We start from the raw sequence: 15,092 nt of genomic DNA on the forward strand, positions 1-15,092 counted from the left end.
CGAAGAATACAATATAACCAAAAATGGGAAGAACATAAAGAATTCATTAGGCAGAAGCTTTCGGAAAAAGAAACTGGTGAAATCTACGGCAAACGTAAAATTGATGTGGAACCAGTTTTTGGATTTCTGAAGGCTAATTTGCGTTTCACTCGTTTGTCAGTGAGAGGCAAAGAAAAGGTGAAAAATGAATTGGGATTTGCATTCATGGCGGTGAACTTGAGAAAGATCACCGCCATGAAAAGTTAATCCACCTAAATATAAGGGAAAATAACACCTGAAAAAGGTTCCGACCATCAAAAAGCGATAATCGGAACCTTTTTTACGTTATTTTGGGCTAGTTATGTCCCGGCCCCTTTGTTTTATATTCAAACGGCCTTCCTTGAGCCCGGCATCGGAATGTCTTGATGCCGAAGCCGCGCGTCGATCGGCGGCAGCGCCTAAGGGGACGCGTTTATTTGGCACCAACGATGCCGGCCGTTCGGAAGGTCGTCTAGCGGTTTCTTTCCGCCCTTGCAAACAGCACCGTGCCCAGGATGGAAAAGACGAAGAAAAAGCCTGCCATCACCCAAACGTCAAGCATCGGCGAATGCATGACGATTTTGTCATAGGCCGGATCTCTCCAATAAAACACCGCTTTGGCCAAATCCACCACATACGTCATTGGGATGATGTGTGAGAGAAAATTCAGGATGCCCGTCGAGTGGTTCACCGGGATCAAAGCGCCGGACAAGAACATTTGCGGGAAGATGACCAGCGGCATCAAGATCTGGGCCGTCCGCTGATCTTGCACAAAACCGACAAGCAGAATGCCCAGCGCGCCCGCCGAAAGGCAGATGGCCGGCGAAAGCAGCAACAAGCGGACAAAATCCCAGCCGCCGAGAGGGATGTTCAGAATGAGCGCGATGGCGACCAGACCGACAAGCTGAAAGAGGCTCGAAAAGCTGGAGCCGATGATCTTGCCGAGAATGATGGCGTACCGCGAAATCGGGGCGACGAAGATCTCTTGCGTGAAGTCGTTTTGGCGATCTTCGACCAGATTGGAAATCCCGGCAATCGTGACTTGATAAAGCGTGTTCACCACCATGCCGACGAGCATGTACTGAAGAAAGTTGAAACCGAGGCCTTGTCCCATATTTTGGTTCATGGTTTCCCCCATCAGCCCGACGAAGATGAGGGGAAAAATCAAGCTGATGACAAGCGATTGGATGCTCTTGAGCGAACGCGTGATGTCGCGGGCCGCGATGGCCACGACGGCGTTTATTTCATGAAAAACGGAAGACTTCATGCCCCCATCCCTCCTTCTTGCCGGGTGACCAAGCGAATGTAAGCCTCTTCCAGCGTCGGATCGTATACCTCCAGCTTCGACAACGGGGTTTGCAGTTGCGCGATGATGGCCTGCGGCGTCGGCCCATCGTAACGGACTTGGAAGCCGTTGTCCGTTTCGGCGAACCGCAGCTGCATCGCTTCAAGCTCTTGACGCAAACGGTCCCGATCGGCGGCATCGATCAGCATGTAACGGCTGATGAGCTGCTGTTTCAACTCATGCGGCGCCCCCACCATCTCAATGCGCCCTTGATTGATGATGCAGACCCTGTCCGCGCCTTCGGCTTCGTCCAAGTAGTGCGTCGTCAAAAAGATCGTCATGTTCTCCTCATCGCGAATCTTCTTCAGATATTCCCAGAGGGAGCGGCGGCTGACGGCATCGAGCCCGGACGTCGGTTCATCGAGAAAAAGCACCTTCGGGCGATGCATCAGACTGCGGACGATTTCCAGTTTCCGCTTCATCCCGCCGGAAAACTTCTTCAACTTTTTGAACAAATGGTCTTGAATGCCGACCATCTCGGCGAGATCGGCGACGCGCTTCCGGTAGTCCGCGGGCATCAAACGGTACATCGGCCGGTAAGGATAGAGGCCGTACAGACTGACATGCAGACGGATGTTTTCCTCCGCGGTCAGTTCAAGATCCAAGCTCGGATTCTGAAAGATGATGCCGATGTTGCGCCGGACTTGCTTCGGTTGTTTGTCAAGGTCGTAACCGGCGATGGTGATGGTGCCGCTCGTCTTTGCGAGCGTCGTCGTGAGAATCGAAATGGTGGTCGTTTTTCCCGCGCCGTTCGGCCCGAGAAAGGCAAAGAATTCACCGGCCCGGACATCGAAGCTGACGCCTCGGACCGCGGGTTCTTTCGCCTTGCGATATTGTTTGACCAAGTTTTCCACTTGAATAATGGTTTCCATATATGGTTCTCCCCCAACAAAGAGAATATGGATACAGTTTCCAAACAACGGCATCCCGCGCGGCGGACGGCCTAAGCCTAGCATACGACGCGTATATGAACGGAATATGAACAGACAAAAAGCCGGGGCGGAAAAACAACCGCTGGCCGGCAAAAATCAGACGCCGGGGACGTTTCGGCCTTTCAAAAGGCACGCCTCCGGCGCAGTTGATGCGGCATTCACTGCATTCGTTTGCATCATAGCGGTATTTGCTGTTTTTTGGGGAGGCTTGATCGGCCGTTTCATCGTCCGGCGCACGGCGAAACCGGCAACTCATTAAACATTTTTCATTTGCATCGGCTTTTGCGATTCAACCTTCCACGTGTTTTGTTTTAACGTCTCCACTTTCCGAAAAACAGGCGGCACCTTCACCGATTTCTTTTCGCGATCAAAAGTTGCTGCATCATCAAGCGGTTTCACCGGTGGATGGTTGGAACTCAAGCGGCAGCCGGACGGTAAACGCCGTTCCGACACCGAGGCGGCTTTCCACGCCGATGTCGCCGTGGTGAAAATCGACGATTTTCTTGACGATCGCCAGGCCTAATCCGCTTCCGGGCGTCGTCCGGGTGCGCGCCTTGTCCGCTTTATAGAAACGTTCAAAGATGCGCGGCAAGTCTTCTTCGGCGATCCCGATGCCGCTATCCGCAATGCGGACGACGGCCCATTTGTCTTCCGTATGAAGCGAAATGGCGATCGTGCCATGCCGCCCGGTAAACTTGATGGCATTCGTCAACAAGTTCATCCACACTTGGCTGACGAGATCCTTGTCGGCAACGACCTCGACGGGAGGAAGGGAAACATCAAGTTGTAGCTCCTTTTGGATCCACAACGGTTCGCAAGACAAAACGACTTCGCGGATTTGCCGGTCGAGGCGGTACACTTCCGGGTGAAACGGATGGCAGCCAGATTCGAGCGAGGTGAGCTTGAGCAAATTATCGCTCATCCTTGACAGCCGTTTGCTTTCGGTTTCAATGATGTCGAGGTAATGCAGCCGCTGTTCTTTCGTCAAATCGTCGTTCTTCAACGCCTGGACAAAACCGGTGATGGCGGTGAGCGGCGATTGGATTTCGTGCGAGACATTTGAAATAAATTCTTGGCGCAGCTCTTCCATTTGCGCCAATTCCTCCGCCATGTTGTTAAGACTGTAGACCAATTGCCGGAACGGGTGCCTCTCCCCGCCGGGCTCGCGCACCATCTCCACGGGGATGCGCACATTGAAATTCCCCTTCGCCATCTGGCGGATCGCATCGATGAGCAATTGAAAAAAAAGGCGTTGTTTGGGCGCAGTGATCCGCCCAATGATGGTCCCTCCGATGATCATGAGTAGAAAGGCGACCATCACGCCCGTCATATGAACGACATACGGTCCGGGATGAAAACGATGGCGGCTGAAGAACCACTCCGTCAACCAAAAGGCGAACAAAAAAATGAGGAAGGCGGAGCCGATAACCAAGACCACCCGAAAAATAATGCCCCATATGCTGAACGTTGGTCCGGCAGGCTCTCCTCGGGAAGCATCATGAAGGGCCATCCTGATCGGTTCATGCCGCTTTTTCTCATGTCTGACTCGTTGGGCGGTCATGCCTTCACCTCCAGGCGGTACCCCAATCCGCGGACGGTGCGGATCTTAAATGAACAGTCTTCTTCCGGAAATTTATCCCGCAGCCGCTTGATGTGCACATCCACGGTGCGCTCATCGCCTTCGTAATCGTATCCCCAGATGTCCTCAATCAACTGTTCCCGCGTCAACGTCCGGCCGGGGTGGCTAGCCAGCATGAACAAAAGCTCAAATTCTTTGGGCGGCAGCAACAGCTCTTTGCCGGCAAAAAACGCTTGGAACGTTTTACGGTCCAAATAAAGTTCACCGACCTGAACGGTTTGTTCCGCCGCAATGCGGTAACGCCTCAATAAGGCTTTCACCCTGGCGACCAGCTCGAGCGGTTCAAACGGTTTGACCATGTAATCGTCGGCGCCGAGATGAAAGCCTTTAATCTTTTGCGAAGTCTCGCCCTTTGCCGTCAGCATGAGAACGGGCAGCTGGGAGCGTTCGCGAATCTCGCGGCACAACGCCCAGCCGTCCACATGGGGCATCATGATGTCCATCACGACGAGATCGAGCTTGGTGGAATCGAGGATCGCCAGCGCCTCCGCGCCGTCCGCGGCCTCCTCAACGTCAAACCCATCGCGTTGCAAATAATGCCGCACCAATTCGCGAATGTGCGGATCATCATCCACGACCAAAATCTTGGTCATCGCGCGTCCCTCCTGCAACGTTTCCTTCTGTGAGTGTAACATAATCCATTTGCGATGGCCGTAAAGCATTCACGTTTAATACTCTACACGAGCAATATGAACGGAATGTGAACAACTGCGCATTCGTGTCTGACGGCGGGCATGTCTTGTGATCCGGTAAACGCCGCAAGGAGCGGGCCAACATAGGAGATGGCCTTTGAGCGGCGGTGTGTTTTCCATGAACGTCCGCGGCGCTCCGTCATGATTCAAGGAAAATCGATGTGAATTCAACGAGAACCTTTATTTATTCAATGAAAATCGGGGAGAATTCAAGGAAAACGGGAAAGAATGCAACAAAAATCGATCGAAATTCAATAAATCTAAATATTCAGTGAAAAACGGGAGCTTTACACCTTTCCGGCTGAAAAGAGGAAGACTGTCCAAGGCCAAAAACATAATGAGGCCTTTCTCGCAGGAGAAAGGCCTCGCATTGAATAAAGGAATTTGAGCGCTTCGACCAGGCGCGCCGCGGTCCGCGTGCGCCTGTCCGCTTCCATCATCGGGCTTTGGGCGGCGGTCCGCTCAATGTGCTCCCATTTTCCGCAGGCTTTGGACAGCACGGGCTGGCGACATGACGGCGTCAGCTTTACCGGCCTTGCACTACTCCTCGATGCTGCCGCCCGGCTACATCGGGGCACATCCCCGCGGCATTATTCAAATTCAATCATGAACGTCTTGATCTCGTAAGGTTTGATCGTAAACGATAGCGGCTCGCCGCGGTGTTCCTCACCGATCGGACGTTCCATCAAATCGGTTTCCTGCCACGCTTTAATGCGAAAATCGCTTTGCAGCTCGACCGGTCCGCGTTTTCCGGTAAATTCGTGGAGGCGAACGATGACGCGATCGGCGTCCTCCGCTTTTTTCACGGCATCGATGAAGACGTGGTCGGCCGAAACCCGGAACAGGGAAAGCGGGCGATTCCCGAGAACGCGCCCTTCTACCACATCGAGCGGCTGGTTCAAATCCCACGCTTCCTGCACCGTGCCGCCGGCGATCCAGTCTCCCAAGTGCGGCAACAACGCATACGTAAATGTATGGCGGCCTTGGTCGGCCGAATGGTCAGGATACGTCGCGCCTTTTAACAAAGACAGCCTGAGCGTCGCGTCCTTGATGTCATACCCGTATTTCCCGTCGTTCAGCAAACTCACGCCGTAACCCGTCTCAGACAGATCCGCCCACTGATGGCCGACCGTCTCGAAACGCGCATAATCCCAGCTCGTATTCCAATGCGTCGGGCGCTTGACGTTGCCGAACTGGATATCGTAGGTCGCTTCCGTCGCGCGAATGTCGACCGGAAACGCCACTTTCAACAATTGATGGCGCTCGTGCCAGTCGACGGTCGTCTCAAAATCGATGCGGCGGCTGTGGGCGTACACGATCATCTTTTGATCGATCTCCGATTGGTCATACTGCCATTTAAAGCGCACGACGGCGCGCAAAGCGTTGCGCTCGACCACTTCGACGGATTGTAGCTCCGACACCTCTTTCATCTTCTCTTGGTAGAAAAGATCGATGTCCCAGGCGTCGAAGCGGAGCGGCTTGTCCTCAAAAATTTGCAGGACGTTGCCGCGGGCGTTTTCCTGTAAGACATGGCGCCGCGCTTCGCGATCATACAAGCGAACGAGCTGGCCGCTCTCATTCCACGCGATCTCGTAAAACGGCGTCTCGATGCCGCTTTCGGTGAGGCGAAACGGGCTTTCTGAAGCGGTTGAATCCGCCGCACCGGCTTCAAAGGCAAGCGGAAGAAGCCCCGTCTCCGGCGCTCCGTCGATTCGGACGAGCCATTCATTGCCCGTTTTGACGGCTTTAAGCGGCGAACCGTTCGGATCGAGCCAACGCCCTTGTTCGGTTTCGGGTTGGACGGGGATCTTCACGAGAGCCGTCCGGCGCCACGGCGCATCGTTGACGATCGTCACCGCCGGTTTTTCCGCCTTTTCAATCAGACACGCTTCGGCAGCGCCTTTCGACTCAAGCGCCAGCTGTTCGGCCTTTTGATATTCCTCCCTGCTGTCCTCATACACTTCGCGGATGGAAGAGCCCGGGAGAATATCGTGGAATTGGTTGCGCAAAAGGATGATCCATCCTTCGTCCAAAAGCCCGGCCGGATACGTCGTCCAATCTTTGGCGAAAAGGCTGGCGAGCACGCCGAGCAGCTCGGTTTTCCGATAAAGCAACTCGAGCTTCCGGTTCGTCTTTTTATTGTACGCTTGGCTCGTGTACGTGCCGCGGTGGTATTCGAGATACAGCTCGCCGTCCCACGTGTGGACGTAGCGGTCGGTCGATGTCAAATCGCGATGCAGCCCTTCAAAATAATCGCCGGCTTTATCCGTGACGACGCGGGGCATGCCCGGCATCTTGTCCAACCGGCGCCGCATCTCGAGCATTTCCCGCGTCACGCCGCCGCCGCCGTCACCGTAGCCGTACGAGATGAGCAAATCTTTCGTCAACGCTTTGTCCTTAAAGGCTTCCCAGACGCCTTGGACGGTCTCGGCGGTGATGTGGGCGTTGTAATCCGCGCCCCAGCCTTTCCGACCCGGATAGGGCGTCGCAATGAAGTAGGTTAAAATTTCTGAACCGTCGATGCCGCGCCATTTGAACGCATCGTGGGGCATGCGGTTATATTGGTTCCAGCTGATCTTCGTCGTCGCAAACGTCTTAATCCCCGATTTTTTGAGGATTTGCGGCAGCGCCCAGCTATAACCGAACACATCCGGCAACCAGAGGTACGTGCATTCGACGCCGAACTCCTCGCGGAAAAAGCGCGTGCCTTTCAGCAATTGACGGACGAGCGATTCGCCTGAAGGCAAATTGCAGTCCGGTTCGAGCCACATGCCGCCGCCCGCTTCCCATTGACCGCTCTTCACTTTTTCGCGGATTTGCTCATAGATTTCGGGATAATCGTTTTTGATATAAGCGTACAGCTGCGGTTGGCCTTGTTGGAAAATGTAATCGGGATAGCGCTCCATCAAGCGCAACGCTGTGGAAAAAGAACGGGCCGCTTTTTCACGGGTATGCTTCAAGCGCCACAACCACGCGACGTCGATGTGGGTATGGCCGACGGCATGGATCGTCACCGGATGGTGTTTTTCGATCTTGGCCAGCTCGGCGTTCAAGACATCGCGGGCGGCGCGCACGCTTTCATAAAAGGCGTCCGAACCCGGATGCGTCCAGTCGATGCGGTTGAACGCGCGGTTGACCGCTCCGAGGAGATCTTCGCGCTCGGGGCGGTTCTCATCCAGCATGCCGACGGTTTGCAAGGCAGCTTTAGCGGTAAAGTAAAGGTCGTCGGCCGCTTCATCCAGCCAGGCGATTTCCGCCCGTTTGATTTTGTGTTCCTGCTCAATGGGCATCCCGCCGCCTTCCAGGCCGGACCATAGGCGGAAAGTCAAGGACACGGTGCGCCCGGCGACGTCGTCCGGAAGCAAAACCTCTTGATGGTTGGCGTCGACGCCTTGGTAGGGCCGGCCGTCCACATACAAAAGCGATTCAAAACCGGCGTTCGTTCCGCCGTCGGTTTTCCCGAAATCGAACAAGCCGCAAACCGTTCGGCCGCGCCACGAAGCGGGAATGGCCACGTCGGCGGACAGCCACGCATACACATCACGGCCCTTCCATACGTCGCCGATTCGGATGGTCGTCCAATCGCCGTCCTGCGGGGTGCGTGCGCCGACCTCGCCTTTTTTATCGATTTGAAAGCGAAAGGAAGGGATTTCCATTCGGTCCCGGTACCGGTAGCCGTCCAATTCTTTGATGCGGGCAGTGAGCTTCTGTTCCGTCCAAAACAAGGTCGCATCCTCTCCCAAGAATGAAATGACAGATGAGATATACGCTTTAAAAACACTTTACCCGAAGGCTTATTTTAAAATCAACAAATTTTCAAGAAAGATATTTTGTCCCGCACGGCATCGCATCCTTTTCCGTCCGACGCCGAGGCGCTTTCCGTTCGTCCCCTCTTCTGAATCGGCCGCTCGCCGTTCCTCCATCATGAATCAAAGTCAATGAGGGTTCGCCGCATTGGGGGGATTTATACGGCAAACGACCAAACGGAACTCCCGACGACAACATCCTTCGGCTGTTTAATCGAAATTTGACCGGGTGGAAGCCGGTAAACGCGAATATCCGAGTAACATCCGGGGCCAAGCAGGCGCAACCCGCTTCAAGAAACCGTCGACCGCTGGAATTGGCTTTGATAAAGCTCGTAATAAGCGCCTTTGGCCGCCAACAGCTCCTCGTGCGAACCGCGCTCAATGATGCGGCCGTCCGAGATCACGAGGATTTGATCCGCACGCCGAACCGTGTTCAACCGGTGGGCGATGACGAAACTGGTCCTGCCTTCCATTAACCGCTCCAGCGCCTCTTGGATTTTCAGCTCTGTAATCGTGTCGATGTTGCTCGTCGCTTCATCGAGGATGAGAATCGACGGTTTGGCGAGGATCGCCCGGGCGATGGACAACAGCTGCTTTTGTCCTTGGCTGATGCCGCCGCCGTCCTGGCCGAGCACGGTATCGAACCCTTGCGGCAATTTCATGATGAACGAATAAGCGTTGGCGCTCTTCGCCGCTTCCACGATTTCCTCGTCGGTCGCATCGAGCCGGCCGTAACGGATGTTTTCCCGGATGGTGCCCTGGAACAAATAAGTGTCCTGCAGGACGAACGCCATCTTTTTCCGCAGGCTCGCCCGCTTCACCTTGGAAATGTCCTGGCCGTCGACATAAATCGCGCCGTCATTCGGGTCGTAAAAGCGCGCGAGCAGGTTGATGATCGTCGTTTTCCCCGCGCCGGTCGGCCCGACGAGCGCGATCGTTTCCCCGGGGCGGGCGTGAAAGGCAATGTTCCGGACGGTGGTGTCGTCCCCATCGTAAGCAAAGGTGACGTTGCGGAACTCGACATCCCCTTGGATGTCGCCCAGCTCCACGGCATCCTTTTCGTCGCGCGTCTCTTCCTCCTCATCCAGGATTTCGAAAACGCGTTCGGCACCGGCGATCGCCGACAACAACGTATTAAATTGGTTGGACAAATCGTTTAAAGGGCGGGTGAATTGCCGGGTGTACTCGGTGAACGTCACGATCACGCCGATCGACACCGACCCGTGCAAGGCCAAAAGACCGCCGACCCCGGCGACGATCGCAAAGCTCAAGTTGTTCAACCCGTTCATCAGTTTAGGAATGAAACCCGAATAGGACTGCGCCCAAAAACCGGATTCCTTAAGCCGTCCGCCTTTCTCGACGAAGTCGGCGATGACCCGTTCCTCGCGAGAAAACGCCTTGACGATCTTTTGCCCGGATAACATTTCTTCGATAAACCCGTTGATATCGCCGAGGCGCCGCTGTTGTTCTTTGAAAAACCGGCCGGTGCGCCGCGTGATCCAGCGCATGCCGAAAAACATCAAAGGCACGATGATGAGGGCGACAGCCGTCAGCAGCGGGCTCAGCCAGACCATCACCGAAAACGTGCCGATCAGCAAAATCAAGCTCGAGAAAATTTGAATGACCGAGTCGTTCAACGTCGAGCTGATGTTGTCGATGTCGTTGGTCACCCGGCTCATGAGTTCACCGTGCTGACGCTTATCAAAAAACGGAATGCCGAGGGTGTGCAAATGGTGAAACAGCTCGGTGCGCAGCCGGTAAACCGTGTTTTGCGCAATGCCGATCATCAAGATGTTTTGCAGCCATAGAAAACCGGAATATAAAAGGTAAACGGCGGCTAACCCCAGCAGGACGCGGGGGAGTCCCTCCGTTTTTTTCACGACGATGTAATGGTCGATCGTCCACCCGATCAAGTACGGACCATAAAGCCCGAGAAGGGAGCTGGCGATGACCAGAACCACGACGACGCTGAGCAATCCTTTATGATGAGCGAGATACGCCGCGAGCCGCTTCACGGTCGGCCACAGCGATTTCGGCCGCACCGTTTTTGCCCCCGGCGTGACCGGGCGGCCGCCCGAATCATCGCGAAAGCGAATCCGCTTGTATTGAAAAGGCGCCTTCAATTGATTAAGCATGTTCCAGCGCTTCCTTTCCGAACTGAGATTGATAGATTTGCCGGTAGAGTTCCGATGCGGTGAGCAATTCGTCGTGCCGCCCGACGGTCAAAAGTTTTCCGTCCTCGAGCAGCAAAATGTGGTCCGCCTCCATCGCCGTCGTGATTTTTTGCGTGATGATCAGCGTCGTACAGGTATAAGCTTTTAAAGCTTCGAGCAGCTTTTGTTCGGTTTTTAAATCGAGCGCGCTCGTGCTGTCGTCCAGCAGGAGGATTTTCGGTTTGCGGATGAGCGCCCGCGCGATGCAAAGCCGTTGTTTTTGGCCGCCCGAGAGGTTGACGCCCTTTTGGCCGAGCACGGTGTCATAGCCGTTCGGAAATGAGGCGATCGTCTCGTGGATTTGGGCGGCTTTCGCCGCGGCGACGATGTCCTCCATCGTCGCGTCGTCTTTCCCCCAAGCGATGTTTTCTTTGATCGTCCCCGTAAAAAGCAGCGCCTCCTGCGGCGCATAACCGATCTGGCGGCGGAGATGATCCAGTTTGTACGCGCGCACATCGCGCCCGTCGATTCGGACCGCGCCTTCCGATACGTCATACAAACGGGGGATGAGCTGGAACAACGATGATTTTCCGGCACCCGTCGCCCCCAAAATGGCGACCGTCTCCCCGGGTTGCACCGTAAAGGAGATGTCGCGAAGAACCAAGCGATCCGTGCCCGGATACCGGAAAGACACGCGATCAAACGCCACTTCTCCCTGGATGGCTTGAAAATCCGGTTCGGCATCCGGCGCATCCGTCAAATCGACTTCGGTGTTCAGAACGTCGGCAATGCGCCGCGCCGACGCCCGGGCGCGGGAAATCGCCATGATGATAAAAGACAACGGGGTGAAAGCCGCCGTAATCCGCAGCGAATAGTTGACGACGGCGACGACTTCCCCAATCTTGGTGCTCCCGGAGCTGATTTGCCAATGGCCGAACCAAAGAATGGCAATAATGCTGAGGTTCATGACGAACACGAGCACCGGCATGGTCGTCTCCATAAAGCGCAAGGCCGAGACGGTTTTCGCCTTTAAATCTTGGCTCGAGCGGGTAAACCGTTCGTTTTCATGTTCGGAGCGGAGCAGCGCTTTGATCAGCCGCATGCTGACCAAATTTTCCCGCATGACCCGGTTGACGGCATCGATCCGCTCTTGAACGTTGCGGAACAAACGGCCGCCGGTGTTCATCGCCCATATGAGGAAGGCGACGAGGACGGGGATCGTGACCGCGAGAATGGCCGCGAGTTTCGCGTTGACAAAGAGCGCCATCACCGTTCCCCCGATCACGAGGAGCGGAGCGCGCAGCATGATGCGCAAACTCATGAACAGCGTGTTTTGCAGTTGCGTCACGTCGTTCGTCATCCGCGTGATCAGCGACGACGTCGGAAACCGATTAAAGTTCGCGAACGAAAACGACTGGATTTTTTTAAACAAACTGACCCGAACGTCATAACCGAAACTTTGGCTCGCGTGGGCCGCGTAAAAAGAATTGATGATGCCGCCGATAAAGGCGATGATGGAAATGCCGACCATCACCGATCCCCACCATAGAACGGCGGTCAAGTCATTTTGCAAGATACCTTTGTCGATCACTTTTTCAATGAGCATCGGTTGTGAAAGCTCAACCGCGAGCTCGACGAGCATGAAAAAGAAGGCGATCGCCATGGGTATCCGGTACGGTTTTATAAATGTCCTGATCTTCACGGCCTATCCCCCCGATTTCCCCGGATGCACAATTATCATTGGAATTTTCCGTCATTTCATAGTCCAACATCGCGATCGCATGGCCCGGACGATGCCCTCGACGATTTAACATACCTTTTATTTTAAATCATTCTTTCGGAAAGCGAAATAAATGAGCACCTACCCGATTATAAAACGCCGGCATGGGCCAAATGAGCGGCCTTCATCAATCCGTGCGGCAATGGCGACAAAAGCCCGGACGATAAAAAGCGGGCAATCGCCCGCTTATGATCGATGGAAACTTTTCATGTGTGATAGCCCCGCCGGTACATTCGTCGCTAAACAAGTCCGGCTTTTTTGCAGTCCTCTTGAAAAACGTTCATAGCGCATTGAAACACCAAATGCCCTCTCCCGGCTGCTGCAATACCTCATCTGTGTTTCGCCAATCCGCCAACGGCTTTCGGGATCGAAAGCGGAGCCCGCGGCCGGCAACGGCGCTTTGAGCCTAGCCCGAAGTTAAAACGTATCCAAAACGATTTGTTCGTTTTTATTTAAATGCGCGTGAATATTATAAACGGTTTCTTTGATTGTTTTCTTCGCGTTGCCGATTTTGAGCACGGTCCCTTCCATCGCTTTCTTGATTTTTATGGATTGCCCGTTCGGCACGGCGATCAATGTGGCGATGCCGATTTCCGAACCGACCGTATGGATGTCGACGCCGGATTGGCCGTACAATTCGCCGCCGCGGGCGATGCCGTTGATTTTTAAATGGCCGCCCGCATGGATTTTCGAGTTGATGCAGCCTTTCGTGCTGACGACCGTAATGTTTCCGTTGCTGAATAACTTACTGTTTTGCGCGCTGGAGACGGTGATGTGCGCCTCGGGCTCAGCGGTCACCGCGCTCCATTCCTTTAAGTCTTTCAATCTTGTTGTTAAATTCTCTAGCTTTTGAAAGTCGACGGCCGGGCCGGAGGTCGCGAGAAAGACTTGATTTAATAAGGCGGCGACTTCCTTCCACGCCTCTTGTTCCAAATCTTTCTCATTCTTTTTGATCACTTCGAGCAATTGCTTGACCGCAGGCACCAGGCTTTGGAATTTCTTTTCCAATAATATTTTGATCGAGGAAGGCAAACCGCGGCTCGAAAAATCGCTCTTCTTTAAAGCAGAGGCGCGGACCAATTGCTTAATGGCGGCGATAAGTTTTTCCGTTTGTTCATGAATGGTGCCCAACAGCGGTTCCAGTTCGGTGAGGAGCATCATGTGTTTTCCTGCCGTCAATTCAGAGCTGATGACGTTGCCCTTGGTGATGATCGCTCCGGACGCCGTCATCTTGGCGAAGCTGACGGTGGAATGGACGAGGATATCCCCCGATGCTTCAACGATCATCCCTTCCTTGACCCCGCCGTGAATTTCCACATCCCCTTTAAAACGGATGTTTCCCGACGCCAAATCGACGTCGCCGGAGTGAACCAGTTTCGGAACAATGGAGATATGCACATATCGGCCTCTTTGTTTGACTTTCGGACTTCCGGAAGTCATGGCCACGATTTTGTCGTCCCTTTGTGTGACGCCCGCGCCCAGTTTCACTTCCAACGGATAGGTCGGGTCGGGCGGCAGCGGTTCGTTCGTGACGGTCAAGCCTGGTTTCCCCGGAACCGGCGGATGGACGGCGGCGATCACCTGGCCGCGGTCTACCGTCGGGATCGTCAGGCGTTCCCTGAAGTTGATCCGGCCGTTTTTATCAACATGCAAACCGGTTTTGGCAGCGATATCCACCATGAGCTCGAGCCGGCCGTTCCTGCCGCTCACGGGTTCCTCTCCCGTAGCCACTTCGAATGTGCCGGGCTCCTTCGTTGCGACCGCTTTCATGATCTCGTCATGATGAATGCCGCGTTTGACTTGCAATTCCTTTAATTTATCGATGATCTGTTCGTGGGTGAGATGGTTGACGGTTTCCCTTTTTTCCTCGGTCAACAAGTCAAGGTGGCCGGCCGGTTCGGCATCGGGGAGGGTCCGCGTGATGACGACCCCCGGCTCCACGTGAAGGATTGCCCTTAATTTCGTTCGATCGAGTTCCAATTTCCAGATGGTTTCCTTTTCTTCTCCGCGGGTTTTGAGTTCATACCGATCCTTGTCTGAAAGTTGGACGGTCCGTTCGCAGACGGGCCGATCGTTTTTTAAGAGAATGACATGATCCCCGAGCGTGACGGACGGTTGATGATCCGGTGATGATTTGAAGTAGAGCTTGCCGTTTTTGACCCACGCTTTGCCGTCGAGATCGTTCGCATCGGCAACATCTTTCCTCCCGGGCGTCACGGCGATGCGGGCGCCATCCGGCTGCTCAGGCGCTTCCGGATGTCGGCTCATGGCGTTTCGGTAGTGGACGTACGCGGCCGGTTCCGCCGCGTCCGTCCCGTCCGGAAGCCGATCGGCTTGTCCAGAAGCCGCTGTCCGTTCCTCCCTCTCCAGTTTTGAAGGCCCCGCTTCTTCAGATCCCGACGCGCCGTTCATTTCGGAGATCGCCTCCCGTTCGTCCTTTTCGTCCGCTGCTCCCGATTCTTTTTTTACCAATTTCACGATCGCCGGTTTCGCTCCGATGCCATAAAACCCCTTTGACGCCTCCTGAACGACTTCGATGTCCACTTCCCGCCGGTTCGCGCCCAGAGCTTTTAACCCCTTCTCAATGGCTTCCTTGATATCTTTTCCTTTGGAAATGACGCTGCGCATGTGCAAACCTCCTGTTGAACCGGGGGTTAGACGACCTGCTGACATCCGCGGCAGACGGGTGCCCCCGATCCAATATCGGGAAATATCCGGTTCAAAGTC

Annotated in this window: 9 protein-coding genes; 1 reads left to right on the plus strand and 8 read right to left on the minus strand. The window is 54.6% G+C overall.

Annotated elements, in window-relative coordinates:
- Positions 1-246, plus strand: a 246-nt coding sequence (locus tag CCB157_RS12040; protein WP_143287033.1) for a transposase, incomplete at its 5' end; no start/stop codon positions are given.
- 244 nt (positions 247-490) lie between these two features.
- Here CCB157_RS12040 and CCB157_RS12045 read toward each other — a convergent pair.
- From CCB157_RS12045 to CCB157_RS12085, 8 genes are all read right to left on the minus strand, one after another.
- On the minus strand, positions 491-1,285 hold the full coding sequence (locus CCB157_RS12045; protein WP_077616137.1) for an ABC transporter permease: 795 nt from the start codon (positions 1,283-1,285) through the stop codon (positions 491-493).
- A complete protein-coding gene (locus CCB157_RS12050; protein WP_077616138.1) occupies positions 1,282-2,235 on the minus strand; it encodes an ABC transporter ATP-binding protein in 954 nt (317 codons plus the stop codon). Before CCB157_RS12050 ends, CCB157_RS12045 begins: the two co-directional genes overlap by 4 nt.
- 445 nt (positions 2,236-2,680) lie before the next feature.
- Entirely contained in the window at positions 2,681-3,856 is a 1,176-nt protein-coding gene (locus tag CCB157_RS12060; RefSeq protein WP_077616140.1) for a sensor histidine kinase, read from the minus strand.
- On the minus strand, positions 3,853-4,527 hold the full coding sequence (locus CCB157_RS12065; protein WP_077616141.1) for a response regulator transcription factor: 675 nt from the start codon (positions 4,525-4,527) through the stop codon (positions 3,853-3,855). Before CCB157_RS12065 ends, CCB157_RS12060 begins: the two co-directional genes overlap by 4 nt.
- Before the next feature lie 689 nt (positions 4,528-5,216).
- Positions 5,217-8,351 (minus strand): alpha-mannosidase, encoded by a 3,135-nt coding sequence (locus CCB157_RS12070; protein ID WP_077616142.1) that lies wholly within the window; start codon positions 8,349-8,351, stop codon positions 5,217-5,219.
- Between the two features lie 371 nt (positions 8,352-8,722).
- On the minus strand, positions 8,723-10,567 hold the full coding sequence (locus tag CCB157_RS12075; protein ID WP_077616143.1) for an ABC transporter ATP-binding protein: 1,845 nt from the start codon (positions 10,565-10,567) through the stop codon (positions 8,723-8,725).
- Positions 10,560-12,248: an ABC transporter ATP-binding protein gene (locus CCB157_RS12080; RefSeq protein WP_077616160.1), complete on the minus strand. Its 1,689-nt coding sequence runs from the start codon at positions 12,246-12,248 to the stop codon at positions 10,560-10,562. The genes CCB157_RS12075 and CCB157_RS12080 overlap by 8 nt, the downstream gene beginning before the upstream one ends.
- 534 nt (positions 12,249-12,782) lie before the next feature.
- Positions 12,783-14,993 carry a FapA family protein gene (locus CCB157_RS12085; RefSeq protein WP_158077297.1) on the minus strand — a complete coding sequence of 737 codons (2,211 nt, stop codon included), beginning with the start codon at positions 14,991-14,993 and terminating at the stop codon, positions 12,783-12,785.
- Between the last annotated feature and the right edge of the window lie 99 nt (positions 14,994-15,092).

The organism is Caenibacillus caldisaponilyticus (genome assembly GCF_002003465.1).
Lineage (GTDB): Bacteria > Bacillota > Bacilli > Bacillales > Sporolactobacillaceae > Caenibacillus > Caenibacillus caldisaponilyticus.

What these genes read in the sequence shown, in the direction of transcription:
- CCB157_RS12060 (WP_077616140.1), bottom strand. Translation starts at nt 3,856, where the DNA reads ATGACCGCCCAACGAGTCAGACATGAGAAAAAGCGGCATGAACCGATC.
- CCB157_RS12050 (WP_077616138.1), bottom strand. Translation starts at nt 2,235, where the DNA reads ATGGAAACCATTATTCAAGTGGAAAACTTGGTCAAACAATATCGCAAG.
- CCB157_RS12085 (WP_158077297.1), bottom strand. Translation starts at nt 14,993, where the DNA reads ATGCGCAGCGTCATTTCCAAAGGAAAAGATATCAAGGAAGCCATTGAG.
- CCB157_RS12080 (WP_077616160.1), bottom strand. Translation starts at nt 12,248, where the DNA reads ATGGCGATCGCCTTCTTTTTCATGCTCGTCGAGCTCGCGGTTGAGCTT.
- CCB157_RS12045 (WP_077616137.1), bottom strand. Translation starts at nt 1,285, where the DNA reads ATGAAGTCTTCCGTTTTTCATGAAATAAACGCCGTCGTGGCCATCGCG.
- CCB157_RS12075 (WP_077616143.1), bottom strand. Translation starts at nt 10,567, where the DNA reads ATGCTTAATCAATTGAAGGCGCCTTTTCAATACAAGCGGATTCGCTTT.
- CCB157_RS12065 (WP_077616141.1), bottom strand. Translation starts at nt 4,527, where the DNA reads ATGACCAAGATTTTGGTCGTGGATGATGATCCGCACATTCGCGAATTG.